The 2,990-nt window shown below is 38.3% G+C and carries 5 protein-coding genes; 3 read left to right on the top strand and 2 right to left on the bottom strand.

Translation table 11 applies throughout. The features are described 5' to 3' along the window. Together CLV51_RS28750 and CLV51_RS28745 are read left to right on the top strand one after the other, a co-directional pair. The coding region (locus CLV51_RS28750) for an RHS repeat domain-containing protein (protein ID WP_281261546.1) at positions 1-1,091 on the top strand (1,091 nt) is incomplete at its 5' end. 16 nt (positions 1,092-1,107) lie between these two features. After that, positions 1,108-1,377: a hypothetical protein gene (locus CLV51_RS28745; RefSeq protein ID WP_106531563.1), complete on the top strand. Its 270-nt coding sequence runs from the start codon at positions 1,108-1,110 to the stop codon at positions 1,375-1,377. Positions 1,378-1,431: 54 nt separating this feature from the next. Here CLV51_RS28745 and CLV51_RS28740 read toward each other — a convergent pair whose 3' ends face one another. Further along, positions 1,432-1,677, bottom strand: a complete 246-nt coding sequence (locus CLV51_RS28740) for a hypothetical protein (RefSeq protein WP_106531562.1) — start codon at positions 1,675-1,677, stop codon at positions 1,432-1,434. Between the two features lie 193 nt (positions 1,678-1,870). On the opposite strand from CLV51_RS28740, the gene CLV51_RS28735 reads away from it, so the two are divergent. After that, the gene (locus CLV51_RS28735; protein ID WP_106531561.1) at positions 1,871-2,233 is read left to right on the top strand and encodes a VOC family protein; all 363 of its coding nucleotides are present in this window, start codon (positions 1,871-1,873) and stop codon (positions 2,231-2,233) included. 34 nt (positions 2,234-2,267) lie between these two features. Here CLV51_RS28735 and CLV51_RS28730 read toward each other — a convergent pair whose 3' ends face one another. Continuing rightward, the gene (locus CLV51_RS28730; RefSeq protein ID WP_211302159.1) at positions 2,268-2,621 is read right to left on the bottom strand and encodes a macro domain-containing protein; all 354 of its coding nucleotides are present in this window, start codon (positions 2,619-2,621) and stop codon (positions 2,268-2,270) included. Positions 2,622-2,990 lie beyond the last annotated feature (369 nt).

Here is a 2,990-nt window from a genome sequence, read left to right as displayed (position 1 = left end):
ACCTTGGGAATATAATGGCCACTATCTCCGATCAACAGGGAGCACAAAATGCAACGCTGTATTCGGCATCGGATTATGCGCCGTTTGGGATGCAGCTGGTGGGGAGGAGATGGAATTTGAGTGGGGGGTACAGGTATGGGTTCAACAAAAAAGAGAATGATAATGAGGTGAAGGGAGATGGCAATCAGATAGATTACGGAATGCGAATCTACGATCCACGTATAGGGAAGTTCTTATCAGTAGATCCGTTGCAGAAAAAGTACCCGGATTTAACATCATATCAGTTCGCAGGAAACAATCCAATAGCAGGTATTGACCTTGATGGGCGGGAGTTCGAATGGTTCATGGCAGAACTTCTGGAGAAGAAAATTTATGGAACTACTGAGTTAAAGAAGTATAGAGAAGATGTTGCAAAAGGAGCAATTCAACGAGCAAAAGAAAGTGTGGCAGGTTTGCAGAATATTCCTGGTATGATTAAAGAGTTCTTTTCTGATAAGGATTTTGGTCGAACCACTATTGCAGATCCTAATGTAGGGAAAGGACAGCTGGAGCGTCAAATTATGACCTCAGTTAAGGCAGGGGTAGCAATAGCAAAAGAATATGGAGAATTAATAGATAAGGCTGTTCATGGGGATGGTCAAGCCGTTGGAGCATTAGGATTTGAAGCTGGAATGCTTTTTTTCCCTGAAGAGAAAGCGGGTTTGTTTGCTAAAGGAGGAACCAGAAAGATATTAGAGGGAGCTGGGGAACTGTTAGTTGATGCCAAGAAGGGGAAAATAGATGGATTTTTTATGAAAAATGACCAAATGGTTCTTTTTGATGCAGACTTTAAAGTAAACGGGAAAAGCATAGAGCTATCTAAAGTAGGGATATATGCTGAAGATGGCTTTAATACAACAAGGGCACAGGGGTCAGTCGGCCCAGCTATCTTTAGGGATCTATTATCAGAATTTGAAAGTTTGTTAAAACAAGAAGGCTTTGAGCAAGGTAAAATAAAATATGAACGAGTAAGACCAGAAGGTTCGGATCTGCCCAATAGTAAGCCTAGAGAAATAAATTTAAACTTAAAAAAGGATCAGAAACCGCATTAAAATTTGATAATATTTTATGATTTTACATCCAAGAATAAAAGGGTTTTATGAATATTTAAAAACGCTTAATATTGCAGCTTTAACAAAGCCGGATCTCTTATTAAAATTAAAGGAAAAAGGAGCTACACCAACAGAGGCGGCAATTACATTATATCAAGGGTTCGATATTCCTTTGGAAGAATCTGAAGATATAATGGGGAAACTGCAATTATTCCCTCAAGAAGAAATTGAGGAAATAGCTATTCAGACTTTGGAATATCTGTACTATGACGGAAATGATGATTAAAAAGGTAAGTTATTGTAAATACACAATGATAAAACCAGCTATTAGCTGGTTTTATCATTTAAGGATCGCTTGTAGTTTGGATTTAGCAAGAAAAGCATCCAGGAGGGAGTAAACACACTTTTTATCTTTATCAGGAAGTTCGTTAATCTCATTAAGCCGCTTCATCATCTTGGGATCTTTAAGGATGTTGGTATCGTTAGCCTCTCTGAGTAAAAAGCCAACAGTAGTATCCAGGGCATCCGCCAGTTTTCTAACAACATCAATGGAAAGTAGTGCTTGCCTTTTGTTCCCAGTGGTCACAAAAGGGTAAATGTAGCGGAGATTAAAAGGAAGATCGGGTTGCTGGCGAAAAGAAAAGTAGCATTAGGCTGAAGCAGAACCGCTTTTTGAATGCGAAGCATGTAAGCTTAGATGTTTTGGTATTACCAAAAAATAGCTGGCTATACCAATTTGCTGCATCTTTTTATTAGCTTTATGGGTTAGTTTTAAAGTAATGGTAAATTTAAATTTAATCGTAATCAAAACTGATAAGTTACAAGAGCAATCCGAGTTCTATTCAGACCTTGGCTTTCAATTTGATTATCATAGGCATGGTAATGGACCTTATCATTATGCTAGCATTGGTGGAAATCTTGTTTTGGAAATTTATCCTCTGCCTAAAGGTACTATAACACCTGATCATACAACTAGATTAGGGTTCATTGTTGAAAATCTAAACTCGACAATTCAAAGCCTCACATATAAAGGGATTAGAATTATTGCGGAGCCTACCCAAACTGAATGGGGATATACAGCTGTTGTACAAGATTTTGATGGAAGGAAAATTGAACTGACAGAGAAAAAGCCGTTTAGTTAAAAATCATAAACGGTTACTTCTATTTTCCGGCTTATTATCTCGTTGAAATTATAGGTTCTGTTTTGTCCCAAGTGCCACCAGCAAGCCCACAACCTATTCTCGGCATATGAACTGTAGCCTTTATTTCCAGTGCAAAGTCACCTACTTTTTTGAGTCCTTCTTGAATGGCTTCATATCGTATGGGAGGTTGCCCATTTTCATCGGTATAGATTTTGTGTTGCCCAATAATATTTGCAATCCATAAATTCGACTCAACTTGCACGAATTGAGTTTGTCCAAGAGTAAAGTTGGCTTGTGATTTATGCCACTGTCTATACCATTTTTTCTGGTTCTGACCAACGTTTGGAAATAGCTGTAACAAAACCTTTGCCCCAGCCACCAATATCATTGCAAATATGGGCTATAATTTTATTCGCACTCCCCAAAGGTTTTGTAGCATCCCCTTTGAAATAAATAATACTCATGTTTATTTTAAATAGTTGGACAAAGAAAGGTAAATTTTCTTACAGGATGTTTTTTGCAGCATTAGCACGCTATTCAGCTTTGTAGCAAAAAACATCCTTTAAATAACGCACTGTAACCAGTACAGCTACACGAACTATGATTTGTTGGGTAGAATTACAGAAGTAGGAGAGAAAAAAAATGCACTGGATCTTGGTCCGCCCGCTTTTGTGCCTGATGCTACTGCAAACCTGTTCATTAACAGTGGCACCAACGCACAGATTACCCGGACCTACTATGATGTAGCACAGCTGGA

This window comes from Chitinophaga niastensis, from assembly GCF_003014755.1.
In the GTDB taxonomy this organism is placed as follows: domain Bacteria; phylum Bacteroidota; class Bacteroidia; order Chitinophagales; family Chitinophagaceae; genus Chitinophaga; species Chitinophaga niastensis.
The sequence above is the reverse complement of the archived record's forward strand: the minus strand, read 5'-3'. Positions and strand labels throughout refer to the sequence as shown.